We start from the raw sequence: 14,415 nt of genomic DNA, 5'->3' as shown, positions 1-14,415 counted from the left end.
GTGATGCAACAGGATCCTGTGATCCAGCAATGGCTGGAGCAAACGGAACTGCAACTGCGTGCGCAGGTGCAGGGACTGGCGCAGCAGCTACAGCAGCAACAACAGCTGTGGCAGGAAGAGCTGCGGCGGACTGAGGCGACATCAGCCGCGCCTGAACTGGCAGCATTACAACACGACCTGCAGCAAACCCGGCAACAACTGAGCGACTTACAGAAACAAGCGCTGGCCGAGCAACAGGCGTTGACTGCAGCGACAGCGCAAAGTCAGTCAGCGCAGGAAGAACGCGACGAAGCATTGGATGCCATGCGCCGGTTGGCCGATCAATTGCGGCTGAGTCAGGATGAGTTTCGTCAGGAAAAACAGCAGGGACTGGCGTTGCAGCAGCAGCTGGAACAGCTCAGGGCAGAACTTGCTCAACAGCGCCAGGAGAGTGGCGTGCTGGCGACAATGCAGGCCGAACTGCAAGATGCTCAGCTACAGCTGGTTGAAGATCGGCAATCGTCGATACAGCAGTCAGAGCAGGCCCAGCGGCAACTCGCCCAATTGCGTGAACAGTTGCAACAGCTGACGTCGGCAGATCAGCAAGTACAGCTGCAGTTGGAACAGCAACTGCAGCAACTTGAACAGGCCGCCTTGCAACGGCAGAAACTGGAACAGCAGCTGGCACAACAACTGGTGCTGACCACGCAGCAACAGACTGACATTATGGCGCTGCAGCAGGAGTTAACGACTGCGCGGCAAGATCAGCAAGCATTGGCTGGTCTGCAACAACGTCAGCAACAACTCAGTACTGAGCATACGGCGCTGGAGCAGCAACTGGCTCAATTGCAACAGCAACATCATCAGCTGCAGCAACAGCAGCAGGAGACCAGTGAACTGCAGGCGCAGTTTCTGGCTCTGCAGACCGCATACGCGACGCTGCAGCAGCAACAGGAAGAGACCGTTGCGCTGCATAGTGCGCAGCAGGCGGAGTATCAGGCACAACAGCTGCTCGTCAGTGAACTAACCACACTACAACAGCAACAACAGGCGTGGCTGCAACAGCAGCATAAACTGGAAAGTCAGTTATTCCGCGCCCAGGCCCGCGTTGAAAGTATTGAAGAACGCCAGCAGGCCGAAGCGGAGCAGTCGCGCGAGACGATTCGCCAGCTGCGGCAACAATTACAAGCACAACAGGTGGAAGCGCAGGAACAGATCCAATTGTTACAACAGCAGGCGACCGAATTCCGTCTGAAATTTGATTACGCGCAAAAACAGCTGGTGCAGCAGTCAAACAGTTAGCCGGACAAACCCGTCAAACTGGCTGTGCCGCTGTGCTTTGTGTATGATGACCGGCATTGCTGCATAGCCTGTTACGGACACCACATTCATGTCAAAAGCCAATAATTTCCAGAAGATGCGCGAGCTGACCTTTTATCAGCAAGCCGCCGTTGCCATTGTCTTGTTAGAGCGGATGCTGCCTAATTATCAGTTATTTGCTGAAGTCAGTAGTTTTGGCGATGCGGCATTGCCGCGGCATACGCTGGATTTGGTGTGGGAATGGTTGCAGGTGCGCCGCGCCAAAATTAACTTTGAGCGGTTGCAGGACGAACTGGAGCTGATCACCCCGGAAGTGACGCACTTTGACATGTTTGGTGTGTATCCGGCCGTGGATGCGATGATTGCGCTCGACAGCATGCTGAACGGTATCCGCGAGCAGGACAGCATGGAATTTATTAACGTCGCGAAAATTTCGCAGGCGTCCGTTGCCCGCTTGATTGAACACGAATCCGCCGATCTGGATATCACCACTGAAGCTGAACTGAAAAAAGTAGTGCGTGACCATGAATTAATGGCTTATGAAATGGATTGTCTGGCGGAACTGATTGAGATCTGTGGGGCTATTCAATCATTTGACCGCGAACAGATCCAGCAACTCAAAGCCTGGGTCAAAGAGCAGGGCGTGACTAATCTGGGCATGGAGCTGAACTGAGTTCAGCCTGTAGGCCGCTTAAGCTGCTACCGGTTGATAGACAAACAGCCGGTAGGCCAGCTGACCGGCAATTTTATCTTTGATTAAACGCCAACTCTCTGGCAAGCCACTGATATCCAATTCTTTTTCTGTTTCCAGATAAATCAGCGCATCGGGTTTCAGCCAGCCTTGCTGCAACAGCGCCGCACAAGGCAGTGCCAGCCCTTGGCGAAATGGCGGGTCGATAAATACCAAATCAAATTGCTGCAAGGCGGGCCCCGCGAGGAACTGCATCGTATCGGTCTGCCGGACTTCTGCATTATTGCACTGTATTCGCGCCAGATTTTGTTTCAGCTGGGCGGCGGCTCTACTGTCGCGTTCGAGCAATAACGCACTTTGTGCGTGGCGAGACAAAGCCTCAAAGGCGAGGCTACCACTGCCGCTGAAACAGTCCAGGACCACCCGTCCATGCGTATCCTGCATCAGCCAGTTAAACAAGGTTTCTTTGACCCGGTCTGTGGTTGGCCTTAAACCCATTACATCCAGCACCGGCAGTTTGCGGCCGCGCCACTGCCCGCTGATGATACGGACTTCCCCCGGTTGTGCTGATACGGTGGGGGTTGTCTTCGGACGGGACTGCGGGGCGGGGGAACGGCTTTTCATCAGGGTTTATGCACTTAGAATAAAGGTGATACTATAAGCGTCGATTTTACCGCAGTTTCGACAATCTGACAGCGAACCTTATGACTAAACCGAATAAACTATTTTCCTGGCTGGGTTTTGGCAAAAAAGACTCTACCCCGGTCGCGCCTGAGACTGTGGCGGACACCAAGCCCGAGACTTTCCCGGCCACCCCGGCCTCTGAAGAGATTCAGACCAAAACGGCCACTGCTGAATCGGCGATTGCAGTAGCGGCAGAGCCCACAGTTTCGACAGACAATCCGGCAACACCAGCTGTGGAAGCCACGCAGGCTGATGCTGTGCCCGCTGAGATCTTGCTGACGCCTGTCGCTGCGCCTGAGGTCGTTGCCGCCACTGAATCTGCGGTAGCGATTGAAATCGAAGTGACGCCACAGGCGATTGCAGAGCCAGAGCCAGAGCCAGAGCCAGTGCCAGTGATTGCTGCAGCGACCGTTGCACCAGCCAGCACTGACAACCCGAAAAAACCTGGCTTTTTTGCAAGGCTGAAACAAGGTCTGGCGAAAACCAGCCAGAATTTAGGCGCTGGCCTTGCTAGTTTATTTCTCGGCAAAAAAATCGACGACGAGCTGTACGAAGAGCTGGAAACTCAGCTGTTACTCGCTGACGTCGGCGTAGAAACCACACAAAAACTGATTAAACAGTTGGTCGCGGATGCGAATCGTCGTCAGCTGAAAGACGCCGAAGTGCTGTACGAAAAACTGCAGGACGAGATGGCCTTGTTACTGGATAAAGTGGAGCAACCACTGCAAATCGACAGCAGCACCGGGCCTTATGTCATTCTGATGGTTGGTGTGAACGGTGTCGGTAAAACCACCACCATCGGCAAACTGGCGCAACAATTTAAGCAACAGGGTAAATCTGTGATGCTGGCGGCGGGCGACACTTTCCGTGCTGCTGCAGTCGAACAGCTGCAGGTCTGGGGCGAACGCAATGAGATCCCGGTGATTGCCCAGCATAGTGGCGCCGACAGTGCATCGGTGATTTTTGATGCCTATCAGGCCGCCAAAGCGCGCAAAGTGGACGTGTTGATTGCCGACACTGCCGGCCGTCTGCAGAACAAAGCGCATCTGATGGAAGAGCTGAAAAAGATCGTCCGGGTGATGAAAAAAATCGACGGTGCCGCACCGCATGAAGTGATGTTGACGCTGGACGCCGGCACCGGTCAAAATGCACTCAGTCAGGCTAAATTATTCCACGAAGCAGTACAGCTGACCGGTATTACGCTGACCAAACTCGATGGCACGGCCAAAGGTGGCGTGATCTTCGCGATTGCAGACCAGTTCAGTTTACCAATCCGTTATATCGGCGTTGGTGAAGGCATTGACGATTTACGGGTGTTCCAGAGTAGAGACTTTATCCGCGCGCTGTTTAACAGGGAATTCTGAGCATGCTTCGATTTGAGCAGGTGAGCAAAAGCTATCCGGGTGGTTTTGTCGCTTTGGATCGGGTCAGTTTTGAACTGCAAAAAGGCGAAATGGCCTTTTTAACCGGTCACTCCGGGGCCGGCAAAAGTACTATGCTCAAGCTCATCAGCCTGATCGAACGGCCATCGACGGGGCGGGTTGTCATCAATGGCATCGACCTGTCCGGCATCAAACCCAGCCAAATTCCTTATGTACGGCGCGATATCGGGATGATTTTCCAGGACCACCGCCTGCTGATGAATCACACAGTGTTTGATAATGTGGCATTGCCGCTGGTGATTGAAGGATTTACCGGTCGGGATATGGCGCGTCGGGTACACGCGGCGCTCGATCAGGTCGGTTTGCTCGACAAAGCACGTTGTTTACCGGCGACTTTATCCGGTGGCGAAGCGCAACGGGTTGGTATTGCCCGTGCTGTGGTGAATAAACCACCATTATTGCTGGCGGATGAACCGACCGGTAACCTCGATCCGGATCTCTCCAAAGATATCATGCGGGTGTTTGAAGCCTTTAATCAGGCCGGTGTATCAGTGCTGGTCGCCAGTCATGACTTAAGCCTGATTGCCCGAATGCGCTATCGCACTATGACGCTGAAATCCGGCAAAATGATCAACGATGGCCTGATGCATGACGAGGAAACTTTATGAGTATCCTATTTAACGGCCGCGCCAGCGGCGCCAGTGACAGCGCGCCTGGTCTACTGCAGAAGTTTATGATGGGGATTGTGACGCATCTGCGTCAGGCTGTATCGAGCCTCGGTGAATTGTGGCGCAGTCCGGTCTGGACTATGGTCACTATCGCGGTACTCGGCGTCAGTATGACGCTGCCGGCGACATTGCATGTATTGGTGAAAAACCTGCAGCAAGTCAGCAGCAATTACGACCAATCTTTTGAGATTAGCCTGTTTCTGAAAAATGATGTCACCGAAACTGATATCGCGACCCTGGTCACATTACTGCAGGGCGACCGCGATGTCGGCAAAGTACGGTTGATCGACAAAACTGCGGCGATGGCTGAATTTAAGCAGGAGTCCGGCTTTGGCGAAGCGATCACCTTTTTAGACCAAAATCCGTTGCCGGATGTGTTACTGGTGACTCCTAGCCAGAGCAAACCGGCCGCAGCCGAAGCACTACTGAATAAACTGCAACAAGAGCGTTTTGTTGAGCTGGCCAAACTGGATATCAGCTGGCTGGAGCGGCTCGCCGCTATTATGTCGCTGGTGCAGCAAGTGGTCTATACCATAGCTGCGCTGCTGCTCTGCGGTGCTTTACTGGTGATTGGCAATACCATCCGTTTGCTCATCATGGATAAAAAAGCCGAAATCGAAGTGATGAAACTGGTGGGGGCCACCGATAGTTTTATCCAGCGGCCGTTTTTGTATACCGGGATCTGGCTGGGGGTATTTGGTGGTTTTCTGGCGTTTCTGGTGATTGAACTGATGTTGTTCTGGTTACGTGGCGCTATTGCGAATGTCACTCAGCTGTATCAAAGCGGCTTCAGTTTAAATGTGCTGACACTGCAAGAGTTTGGCATCCTGATGTTGATCGCCATTGGCCTGGGTTTGGTTGGTTCATACCTGGCCGTCCGGAGTCATATTAAAGCGATTGAGCCCTGTTAGGCCAGATCGACGCATCAGCCACCTGCAGCTTCCTGCATCAGGCCATGTGCCCAACTGACCGCATCCAGATAAGCCATGCTTAAATCGCCGGTTTTACCAAACAGCTGCATGGTAAGTTGCTGCTGTTGCTCCCATTCGCCATTCTCAAAAGCTTTGGTTAGCAGCAGGTATAAGCCCAACCGCCCTTGATGTTCCAGCAGCGCGGCTTTAATCTCAGGCAGGATCGGTAAATCATCCAGCAGTAGTTGCAGTGGTTGTTCTAACAAGGCATCAACCAGCGAAAACAAGCCGGTTAAAAATGCGGCCGGCGGGTTGTCGGCGTCGCCCATCATCGCTGCCAACTGGTCGCAAAACCGCGCCCGTACAATCGACATATGTAACAGTTCATCCGGGCCATCTTCTTTCAGGTTGGCCAATGCCAATAGCGCGATAAATTTCTTCAGTTCCCCTTCACCCATGTAGACCATGGCATGTTTCAGAGAGCCGATAGGCTGTTCTCTGGCAAAGCTAGCGCTGTTAACAAAACGCAGCAGCTTGTAAGACAAGCCCAGATCGCGCTCAACAATCGCCGTCAACTTTTCAAAATCTAGCCGGATAGCGCTGGATTCTGCGATCAGTAACAGCAGATTCAACTTACTGCTGGCGATTTTCTTATGTTTGAGCATTTCTGGCCGGGCAAAGAAGTAACCTTGAAATAGGGTAAAACCAAGTTGCAGCAGTTTTTCGAATTCAGCCTGAGTTTCGACTTTTTCAGCCAGTAAGGTGACCGGATGATGTTTCACCCGCGACACATATTTACTGATCTGCAGGATATTAAACTGTTGCACGTCGACTTTGATAAAGCTGATATAAGGCAGGAAAATATCCCATTTCGGGTCAAAATCGTGATCATCCAGCGCCAGCTGATAGCCCATCCGGTGTAATTCGCGACAGGCAGTCAGTAGTTCCATACTGATTGGCACGGTTTCCAGTACTTCAATCACCATGCTTTTAGGGTCGATCGATGTCGGGAAATGGTGAATTAAGGTGTCGGCAGAGAAATTGATAAAGGCCTGATGGCCGCCGGTAATTTTTTCCACGCCCATCAACAAGTGATGTTCGGTGATCAGTTTTGACGTGGCTTCATCCGCATTGATATTGGGAAAACTGTTTTGCACGCCGTCGCGGAACAACAGTTCATAACCAAACAAATTTTTGTGCTGATCTAAGATCGGCTGGCGTGCCAGGTAACAATACATCTACAACTCCTGAACCAAAGGCCGCAACCGGCCGTAAGCAAAGCGGTATTCAGGTCTGGCGTAGGCCAACGTCCGATGTAATAAAGTGGACCAGACAGCTGATGAGATACTTTGAGCATATCGGAAAATCGGCGTTTGTCTTATGAAGTTATATTCTCAAATTCACATTTTAATACAATTCGGTTCTTAAAAACGCGGGAACTGCCGTTAGCACTCTCTGTCAAAGAGTGCTAACATGAGTCCACTTTCAAGTCTCCACAGGAGTTTGTTCATGACCAAAGCGAATCAATTGATGACATTGTCAGTCGCCGGTAGCGGTAGCCTCGAAGCTTATACTCACGCTGTCAGCACTATATCGATGCTATCTGCTGAAGAGGAACGCGCTCTGGCTGAACGTCTGCAGCAGCACGGTGACCTTGATGCCGCCCGCCAGCTGATTATGTCGCACTTACGGTTTGTCGTGCACATCGCCCGCAGCTATTCAGGTTACGGTTTGCCGATTGGCGACCTGGTGCAGGAAGGCAATATCGGCCTGATGAAAGCAGTGAAGCGGTTTGACCCTTCTGTTGGTGTGCGGCTGGTGTCTTTTGCCGTACACTGGATCAAAGCCGAAATTCATGAGTTTGTGCTGAAAAACTGGCGTATCGTCAAAGTTGCAACGACCAAAGCACAGCGTAAACTGTTTTTTAATCTGCGTAAATCAAAGAAAAATCTGGGTTGGTTCAGCCACGATGAAGTGAAAAACGTCGCTGCATCCTTAGGTGTGCCTGAATATGAAGTGCGGGAAATGGAAGCACGTATGAGCAACCATGACCTGGCGTTTGATGCGCAGGACGATGATGATGACAACAATTTCAGTGCGCCGGTGTTTTTCCTCGATGATAAAAACTCCGATCTGGCGAACAACTTTGAAGAAGATCAAAGCGAAGGTGCTGCACTGGAACGCTTACAGGCTGCGGTACGCACGCTGGATGAACGCAGCCAGGACATTATCCGCGCCCGTTGGCTGGATAATGAAAAACTGACGCTGCAGGAACTGGCAGACCGTTATCAGGTGTCGGCTGAGCGGGTACGTCAGCTGGAAAAGAATGCGATGAAGAAATTACACGCAGCGATGGTTGCCTGAGTTTTCCATCATCACAAAAAAATGCCAGAGCTTGCTCTGGCATTTTTTTTTCGCGATGAAACGCCTTAGCGCAGTAATAATGGCACTGGCGACACTGGAACCGGCAGTTCTGCCGGTTGCGGGTAGAAGCGTCGCCACACCGGTTCCGGTACTGGTAATGCAGCTGGTGTGTCAAAGCCCGGTAGTTGCGGCAGATAGGGTGGGTGCCATGGGATCAATTCAGGCACAGGCTCGTTAATGTCGCTCAGCACCGTCGGCGCTGCTGTTGCGACCTGCTCCTGCACTATTGTTGCAGCCGGCATATTGGCCGTTTCAACCGGTTGAGGAGCTGGCTGCGGTTGTCGCTTTGCTGGCTCAGGCGCTGTAATTTTGGCCGTGCTGGCAATCAGTTGAGCTGGGGCAGACGGCAAATCAAGCAAGGCCGATGCCGGCACCACTTTAATCCCTTGCTGGGCCAACCGCGGTAAATTTTTCTTCAGATAGCGGTAAGTTTCCGGATAAGGATGGCCGATTGCGACGGCATGACCATGTTGTTTTGCCAGCTGGATCAGTTGATTAAACTGGCGATCCAGCGCTTTGTAAGACTTATCATTGTCGAGGAACACGTCACGGCTGCGGCTTTTGACCCCATGTTTTTGCGTGATGGCGGGAACAACACTTTTGCCGGTGGTTTTGCTATCGATAAAGTACAGCCGGCGCTCGGCAACCACCTCGATCACCCAATCCATTTGTTCCGGCAGTGACGTATAGAGGCTGCCCATATGGTTATTAATACCAATGGCCTGTGGCACGCTATCAAGCGCTTTGCGCAGCGCTTGCTGCACCTGTTGCTTGTTCATCGGACGGCGCAGCGCACCTTTACCGAGTAAATGGTTTTGTGCCACAGCTTCCATTGGCATATGTAACATGATTTCTTTGCCATGCTGACCGGCCAATGCCGTCATTTCAATGCCATTTGGCGTGAATGGCATTACCGCGACGGTCAGCGGATAGGGCAGTTGGATAATGTCCGGATCGACTTTCTGGTAGCCAATATCATCAATAATAATGGCCACTTGCGGTGGCAGCGATTGCGCCTGTACCGACAACCAGAAACAACTGAGAACACATAACGACTGGAAAATACGCACGCTGGATTGATTCACTGATCTTGGCAAAGCGCCGGCTGAATTTCAGGCCGGCATTATGCCTGTTGTTACGGATTTCGCAACCAGCGCAGCGGGTCAACCGCTGCACCTTTTTGCCTGATTTCGAAATAAAGCCCACTGCGATCGCGACCACCACTCTGGCCGACCAGCGCGACATGGTCGCCACTTCGCACTACATCGCCCGGGGATTTCAGCAAACTCTGGTTATGGCCGTATAAACTCATCAAGCCGTTGCCGTGATCGAGCACAATGACCCATCCATAACCCCGCAACCAATCAGCATAAATCACCTGGCCATCTGCGACTGCGCGCACCGGCTGGCCATTGCTGGCCTGAATCAAAATACCGCTGGCCGTGGTTTGACCGCCTTGTGCCGCGCCAAACTTCTGCGTTAACGCCCCCTGCACCGGCCATGGCAGCTGTCCTTGTTTTTTGCCTTTATAAGCCAGTCTGCGATTGGCCGCTTCAGCCTTTAGCTTGGTGATAGTGCTCTGCAGACTTTTTTCATTATCCTTGAGGTAAGCCAGCTGCTGTTTTTGTTCATCTAACAACTGGCGAAGTTTCAGCACACTTTGTTGTTGCTGATTTTTCGCTGTGACTAAATCCTGTTGCTGTGACGTCAGTTCATCCAGTCGCAAACTTTGTTCATGCCGGGTTTGTTGCTGCACTGTCGTCAACTGCTCCAGCTCGCTAACCGTTTGTTTCACGGCCTGGAGTTGTTTGATGCGGGCGTTATTGAAGTACTGATAATAAGTCAGCAGACGCTCTAGTTTTAACGCGTCCTGCTGATTCAGCAGTAACTGGGTGTAGTCGTGCCCGCCGACTTGGTAAGCTGCTTTGACTTGCGCGGCCAACAGCTGCTGCTGGGTTTGCCGTTGTTGCTCGAGCTGTTGTTGCCGGCTCGCCAGTTCCGCCATTTTCTCGTCCAGCGCCTGCAACTGCTGTTGTTGCACTGCAACCGCAGCAGCCGCTTCAGCTAAACGAAGGTCTGCCTGTTTCAGCTGCTGTTCTGTATCCTGCAGCTTTTGTTGTTGTTGCCGGCGCTGTTGTTCGGTGTGAGCGATATCCTGCTGCACCGATTTGAGCTCCTGCCGGACTTTGGCCGTGTCGGATTGCTGGGCCTGTGCTGATAGGCTCAGCAACAGGCTCAGTAGCAGGCTAATGCTGAATTGTACCGACCGCGCCCGCAGGCGATGAAGTCGCATCACCGGACGTGGAACAACACTTTACCGGTCATTTCAGCTGGTACCGGCATGCCAAGCAAAGTCAGCATTGTGGGCGCAATATCACTGAGAATACCACCATCCACCACGTCCGCCGGCCGGCCGACATAAATCAGTGGCACCGGATCTGAGGTGTGAGCGGTGTGGGCCTGACCGGATTCGTGGTCGACCATCTGCTCAGCATTGCCATGATCTGCGGTGATAATACATTCACCACCGACGCTTTCCAGCGCGGCCACTACCCGGCCAATACAGTGATCTACGGCTTCTACTGCTTTGATAGCGGCAGACAGAATACCGGTATGACCGACCATATCGCCGTTCGGGTAATTACAGATAATGACGTCAAATTTGCCAGAGTGAATGGCATCCACCAGTTTGTCGGTCAGCAGCGTGGAGTTCATCTCCGGCTGCAGGTCATAAGTAGCGACATTCGGTGATGGCACTAAAATCCGTTCTTCGCCTGGGAATACGTCTTCACGGCCGCCACTGAAAAAGAAAGTGACATGGGCATATTTTTCCGTTTCGGAAATGCGCAACTGGGTTTTCTGGTGTTTTGCCAGCCATTCGCCAAGCACATTGTTCAGGCTTTCTGGCGGATAGGCTACCGGTGCTTTGATATCGGCGGCGTATTCGGTCAGTTGGACAAAAGCACCAAGCTGCACCGCCCGTTTGCGGGCAAAATCATCAAAGGCAGGTTCAGTGAAGGTGCGGCTGAACTGGCGGGCGCGATCGGCACGGAAATTCATAAAGATAAGTGCATCGCCATCCTGTAACTGTGCCGGCTTGCCATCGTCGCCGACAATCGCCGTGGCTTTGACGAATTCGTCATTTTCACCACGCTCATACGCAGCCTGCAGTGCAGATACTGCGTCGGTTGCTGTGTATGCGGCGACGCCATCAACAATTAAATCATAGGCTTGTTCGACGCGGTCCCAGCGTTTGTCGCGGTCCATCGCAAAATAGCGGCCGATCACACTGGCGATCTGGCCTTTGCCCAGTTCGCGGCAGCGTTGCTCGACGCGTAATAATGATGCTTCTGCACTGCGTGGCGGTGTGTCGCGGCCATCGAGGAACGCATGCAGATAAATTTTGTCAGCGCCCTGGCGTGCGGCCAGCTCTATCATCGCTATCAGGTGATCTTCGTGGCTGTGCACACCACCCGGGGATAGTAACCCCATTAAATGCACAGCTTTACCTGCTTGCACTGCTTGTTGCACGGCACCGGTTAACACTGGGTTTTCGAAGAAATCGCCATCACTGATGGCTTTGGTGATGCGGGTCAGTTCCTGATACACCACACGGCCTGAGCCTAAATTTACATGGCCAACTTCAGAATTGCCCATCTGACCATCAGGCAGACCCACGTCCAGACCTGAGCCTGAAATCAGGCTATGCGGACAATCACGCCACAACCGGTCCATCACCGGGGTATTGGCCTGCGCGATGGCATTATCAGCCGGGTCTTCGCGATAGCCCCATCCATCCAGAATCAAAAGTACCAGGGGTTTGCCAGACTTCGCCATAACATGCTCCGCTTTCTCGTTGCTTGATCAACATTCTTTTTAATCTCGATTCACTGTTTATCTTACCGAAATTCAGCGGTGACTCCAATCAATGCTGTGCAGAAACTGCGCAATCAGCCGCAGCCTTTGCTACATGGGTGTTTCGGCCGGAGGCGAAGGGCTGTTTTTGCCATTGAAACCCGTTATACTCCGGCGCCTGAGCTTTGACCAACTGAACGGAATGTTATGCAACAATACGTCGAATTTGCCGGAAATCACCCGATTGTCGTGGTGATCTGGGTAGGTCTGCTGCTGGCGATTATCGTCAGTTATGTGCAGTCATTTTTTTCCAAAATCAAATTTGTCAGCCCGACCGAGCTGACTTTACAAGTCAACCGTGAAGATGCGCTGGTGTTGGACATCCGCAGCAACGATGACTTTAAACGGGGTCACATCACTGGCGCCCGCAATATTCCTCTGGCGCAGTTATCCAGCCAAATCAGTGGCCTTGAAAAGTCCAAAGACGCACCCATTATAGTGGTCTGTCAGGCAGGCATGTCCGCGCAAGGTGCGGCCAAACAACTGTCAGCCGCTGGTTTCAGTCGCGTATCTGTGCTGGGCGGTGGTATGGGTAAATGGGCTGAAGCCAGTTTACCTGTGGTAAAAAAATAACCGGAGCAGGTCCATGAGCAGTCCCAGCGTCACTATTTACACCAAAGAATATTGTCCGTATTGTGTGCGCGCAAAGGCTCTGCTCAGCCACAAAGGTGTTGTGTTTAACGAAATTAAAATCGACGCACAACCTGAGCTCAGACCAGAAATGATTGCAAGATCAGGCGGGCGTAGCACTGTGCCGCAAATCTTCATCAACGATCAACATATCGGTGGCTGTGACGACCTGCATGCGCTTGACGCGCAGGGTCGGTTAGACACACTGCTGCAACTTTAACCGTATTTCCAGGGAACCATCATGGCCGACGAACAACTGAACCCAGCTGCGGATGAGCAGCAAGTCCCATTCGCAATCCAGCGCATCTATGTCAAAGACATTTCGTTTGAATCACCGAATGCACCAGCAATTTTCCGCAAAGAATGGCAACCAGAAGTAAAGCTGGATCTGGACACTCGCAGCGAGAAGCTGGAAGACAATATGTTTGAAGTCATCCTGTCTCTGACTGTCACCACGACTGTTGGCGGCGAAACAGCTTTCCTGTGTGAAGTGCAACAAGCCGGTATCTTTGCAGTGCCTGAACTGCAGGACGCACAAATGGCCCATATGCTGGCATCTTTCTGCCCGAATATTCTGTTCCCGTATGCCCGTGAAACTGTGGCAAATCTGGTGAACCGTGGCACTTTCCCACAACTGAACCTGGCTCCGGTTAACTTTGACGCGCTGTTTGCTCAATATGTGCAACAACGTCAGGCGGAAGCTCAGGCACAGCTGCCAAACTAAGCAGCCGCCGCATGAACATGACTTCGGCAATTACGGTATTGGGCGCCGGCTCTTATGGTACGGCGCTGGCGATTTGTCTGGCACGTAACGGGCATCACACCTTGTTATGGGGCCGCAATGCGGATGATATCGCGGCGATGACGCGGGATCGGATCAATCACCGTTATCTGCCGGAGATTGTGTTACCAGAACAGCTGGAAGTGACCGCTGATCTGGAAGGCGCCGTGAAAGCCAGCCAGAATGTGCTGGTGGTGGTGCCTAGTCATGCTTTTGCCGATACCTTGCGGCAAATTAAACCATTTTTATTACCTCACGCCCGTGTAGCCTGGGCCACGAAAGGTCTGGAACCGGACAGTGGTCGGTTATTGCAGGACGTCGCGCGCGATATCCTCGGTGATGAGGTGTCGCTGGCTGTGTTATCCGGTCCGACTTTTGCCAAAGAATTGGCAAAAGGCTTGCCTACAGCGATTTCATTGTCATCGACCGACGCCGAGTTTATTACGGTGTTGTCAGACTTGCTGCATTGCGGCAAAACCTTCCGTGTTTATACCAACCCTGATTTTATTGGCGTGCAGCTCGGTGGGGCGGTGAAAAACGTCATTGCGATTGGTGCCGGCATGGCAGATGGCATTGGTTTTGGCGCGAATGCCCGCACGGCTTTAATTACGCGCGGCCTGACCGAAATGTGCCGTTTAGGTTGTGCTTTAGGCGCGAAAAAAGAAACGTTTATGGGGATGGCAGGTTTAGGTGATTTAGTCCTGACCTGTACTGATAACCAGTCCCGCAACCGCCGTTTTGGCTTGCTGTTAGGGCAGGGCGTTGGCGTTGAAGATGCGATCACGCAGATCGGACAAGTCGTCGAAGGCTATCGTAATGCCCGCGAAGTTTACAATCTGGCGACCCGCGTCGGTGTCGAAATGCCGATCACTGAACAAATTTATCAGGTGTTGTATCAGGGCAAAGATGCCCGAGCTGCTGCGCTTGATCTGTTGGGCCGCGAAAAACGCGACGAGTAGTACCGCAACAG

General features: G+C 52.4%; 15 protein-coding genes. 10 read left to right on the top strand and 5 right to left on the bottom strand.

The window, feature by feature from the left end; all coding sequences use genetic code 11:
* Positions 1-3 precede the first annotated feature (3 nt).
* On the top strand, positions 4-1,281 hold the full coding sequence (locus ACFFJP_RS12825; protein WP_377244524.1) for a coiled-coil domain-containing protein: 1,278 nt from the start codon (positions 4-6) through the stop codon (positions 1,279-1,281).
* Between the two features lie 88 nt (positions 1,282-1,369).
* A complete protein-coding gene (locus ACFFJP_RS12820; protein ID WP_377244521.1) occupies positions 1,370-1,972 on the top strand; it encodes a YjaG family protein in 603 nt (200 codons plus the stop codon).
* An 18-nt stretch (positions 1,973-1,990) separates the two neighbouring features.
* On the opposite strand, the gene rsmD is transcribed toward ACFFJP_RS12820, so the two are convergent.
* Complete coding sequence (gene rsmD / locus ACFFJP_RS12815; RefSeq protein ID WP_377244518.1) at positions 1,991-2,614, bottom strand: 16S rRNA (guanine(966)-N(2))-methyltransferase RsmD; 624 nt, start codon at positions 2,612-2,614, stop codon at positions 1,991-1,993.
* A gap of 80 nt (positions 2,615-2,694) precedes the next feature.
* Here rsmD and ftsY point away from each other — a divergent pair, with 80 nt between their 5' ends.
* Genes ftsY through ftsX form a run of 3 tightly spaced genes read left to right on the top strand, consistent with a single transcriptional unit; the run spans position 2,695 to position 5,695 of the window.
* On the top strand, positions 2,695-4,038 hold the full coding sequence (gene ftsY / locus ACFFJP_RS12810; RefSeq protein WP_377244515.1) for a signal recognition particle-docking protein FtsY: 1,344 nt from the start codon (positions 2,695-2,697) through the stop codon (positions 4,036-4,038).
* Positions 4,039-4,040: 2 nt separating this feature from the next.
* Positions 4,041-4,724, top strand: a complete 684-nt coding sequence (gene ftsE / locus ACFFJP_RS12805; protein WP_377244512.1) for a cell division ATP-binding protein FtsE — start codon at positions 4,041-4,043, stop codon at positions 4,722-4,724.
* Positions 4,721-5,695, top strand: coding sequence for a permease-like cell division protein FtsX (gene ftsX, locus ACFFJP_RS12800; protein WP_377244509.1), 975 nt, complete (start codon positions 4,721-4,723; stop codon positions 5,693-5,695). The genes ftsE and ftsX overlap by 4 nt, the downstream gene beginning before the upstream one ends.
* 14 nt (positions 5,696-5,709) lie before the next feature.
* On the opposite strand, the gene ACFFJP_RS12795 is transcribed toward ftsX, so the two are convergent.
* Positions 5,710-6,933, bottom strand: a complete 1,224-nt coding sequence (locus ACFFJP_RS12795) for an EAL and HDOD domain-containing protein (protein WP_377244506.1) — start codon at positions 6,931-6,933, stop codon at positions 5,710-5,712.
* Between the two features lie 271 nt (positions 6,934-7,204).
* On the opposite strand from ACFFJP_RS12795, the gene rpoH reads away from it, so the two are divergent.
* Positions 7,205-8,059, top strand: a complete 855-nt coding sequence (gene rpoH, locus ACFFJP_RS12790) for an RNA polymerase sigma factor RpoH (RefSeq protein ID WP_208932008.1) — start codon at positions 7,205-7,207, stop codon at positions 8,057-8,059.
* A 65-nt stretch (positions 8,060-8,124) separates the two neighbouring features.
* Here the strand turns inward: rpoH and ACFFJP_RS12785 are convergent, their stop codons facing one another.
* Genes ACFFJP_RS12785 through gpmM form a run of 3 tightly spaced genes read right to left on the bottom strand, consistent with a single transcriptional unit; the run spans position 8,125 to position 11,956 of the window.
* A complete protein-coding gene (locus ACFFJP_RS12785; RefSeq protein ID WP_377244503.1) occupies positions 8,125-9,204 on the bottom strand; it encodes a divergent polysaccharide deacetylase family protein in 1,080 nt (359 codons plus the stop codon).
* A gap of 50 nt (positions 9,205-9,254) precedes the next feature.
* The gene (locus ACFFJP_RS12780; RefSeq protein ID WP_377244500.1) at positions 9,255-10,412 is read right to left on the bottom strand and encodes a murein hydrolase activator EnvC family protein; all 1,158 of its coding nucleotides are present in this window, start codon (positions 10,410-10,412) and stop codon (positions 9,255-9,257) included.
* Positions 10,412-11,956, bottom strand: a complete 1,545-nt coding sequence (gene gpmM / locus ACFFJP_RS12775; protein ID WP_377244497.1) for a 2,3-bisphosphoglycerate-independent phosphoglycerate mutase — start codon at positions 11,954-11,956, stop codon at positions 10,412-10,414. Before gpmM ends, ACFFJP_RS12780 begins: the two co-directional genes overlap by 1 nt.
* Positions 11,957-12,181: 225 nt before the next feature.
* Here gpmM and ACFFJP_RS12770 point away from each other — a divergent pair, with 225 nt between their 5' ends.
* From ACFFJP_RS12770 to gpsA, 4 genes are read left to right on the top strand one after another with little or no spacing between them, the layout of a single operon-like run.
* Positions 12,182-12,607, top strand: a complete 426-nt coding sequence (locus tag ACFFJP_RS12770; protein WP_377244494.1) for a rhodanese-like domain-containing protein — start codon at positions 12,182-12,184, stop codon at positions 12,605-12,607.
* 13 nt (positions 12,608-12,620) lie between these two features.
* Complete coding sequence (gene grxC / locus ACFFJP_RS12765; protein WP_377244491.1) at positions 12,621-12,884, top strand: glutaredoxin 3; 264 nt, start codon at positions 12,621-12,623, stop codon at positions 12,882-12,884.
* 21 nt (positions 12,885-12,905) lie between these two features.
* Positions 12,906-13,388, top strand: a complete 483-nt coding sequence (gene secB / locus ACFFJP_RS12760; protein ID WP_208932002.1) for a protein-export chaperone SecB — start codon at positions 12,906-12,908, stop codon at positions 13,386-13,388.
* Positions 13,389-13,405: 17 nt separating this feature from the next.
* Complete coding sequence (gene gpsA, locus ACFFJP_RS12755) at positions 13,406-14,404, top strand: NAD(P)H-dependent glycerol-3-phosphate dehydrogenase (protein WP_377245716.1); 999 nt, start codon at positions 13,406-13,408, stop codon at positions 14,402-14,404.
* Positions 14,405-14,415: the final 11 nt, after the last annotated feature.

This window comes from Rheinheimera tilapiae, from assembly GCF_042432165.1.
Lineage (GTDB): Bacteria > Pseudomonadota > Gammaproteobacteria > Enterobacterales > Alteromonadaceae > Pararheinheimera > Pararheinheimera tilapiae.
Note: the sequence above shows the minus strand (reverse complement) of the source record. Positions and strands in the feature narration are given on the sequence as shown.